Raw genomic sequence first — 1,171 nt, 5'->3', positions numbered from 1 at the left:
CGGCAGCGACAGGCGTCGCGTTCGACGGCACACGCCTGCGCGGCGGCGAGGTCGTCGGCATGCCGCTTCGTCGCGATGTCATCGAGCTCGACCGCACCGCCGCTCGCGGCGAGGCCGCCGTTCATTTCGGCCTCGACCCCGATCGCCCTGTGCTCCTCGTCTTCGGCGGATCCCTCGGCGCTCAACGGCTCAACGAGGCGCTTGCCGATTCCTGGGGAGACATCCTCGCGGCGGGGTGGCAGCTCCTGCATGTGACGGGGGAGCGCAGCGACCTCGTCGACCCGGAGGTCCCCGGGTACGCGCTGCGGCGGTACGTCGACCGCATGGACCTCGCCTTCTCCCTCGCCGACCTCATCGTGTCGCGCTCCGGCGCAGCGACCGTCAGCGAGGTCAGCGCCCTCGGAATCCCGGCGCTCTACGTGCCCTACTCGGTCGGCAACGGCGAGCAGCGACTCAACGCGGCATCCGCGGTGGCCGCCGGCGCTGCGCGCCTGCTCGATGACGCCACCTTCGACGGTGACGCGGTGCGGAGCATCGTCATCCCGATCCTGAAGGATCCGCAGCGACTCGCCGAGATGGCGGTGGCGGCAGAGAAGGTCGGCACCCGCACCGGCACCGAGAACGTCATCGCTCTCGTCGATCGCGCCCTCGCGGCCTCCTGAACCCGTCGCCGACACCTCGCGTCGACGCCACGTGGCGACGCCGAAACGTCCTCACCGAAAAGTAGACTGAATCCGACATGATCAGACCTGACCTCTCCCTCCCGATCCCCGAGTCGATCTCCTCCGCTCACTTCATCGGCATCGGCGGATCCGGCATGAGCGGACTCGCGAAGATGTTCCTCGACGCGGGCATCCGCGTGTCGGGAAGCGACCGTGCAGACAGCGACAATCTGCGCGCCCTCGCCGCCGCCGGAGCCACCGTGCACGTCGGGCACGAGGCCGAGCACCTCGGCGACGCCGACACCGTGGTCCACACGGGTGCGATCTGGCCCGAGAACCCGGAGTTCGTCCTCGCGAAGGAACGCGGGCTGCACGTCATCCACCGTTCCCAGGCGCTGCACTGGCTGATCGGCTCGAGGCGCCTCGTCTCGGTCGCGGGTGCGCACGGCAAGACGACGTCGACCGGCATGATCGTCACCGCGCTGCAGGCGCTGGGTGCCGACCCGAAC

Annotated in this window: 2 protein-coding genes; both read left to right on the top strand. The window is 69.9% G+C overall.

Translation table 11 applies throughout. The annotated features are described in order from the left end of the window. A partial coding sequence (locus tag J7E68_RS18645; RefSeq protein WP_285225691.1) for a glycosyltransferase occupies positions 1-662 on the top strand: 662 nt, incomplete at its 5' end. Between the two features lie 77 nt (positions 663-739). Continuing rightward, on the top strand, positions 740-1,171 hold a 432-nt coding region (locus tag J7E68_RS18640), incomplete at its 3' end, for a Mur ligase domain-containing protein (protein ID WP_251049153.1).

Origin of the sequence: Microbacterium sp. ISL-103, assembly GCF_018613995.1 — a bacterium.
GTDB lineage: Bacteria > Actinomycetota > Actinomycetes > Actinomycetales > Microbacteriaceae > Microbacterium.
The sequence above is the reverse complement of the archived record's forward strand: the minus strand, read 5'-3'. Positions and strand labels throughout refer to the sequence as shown.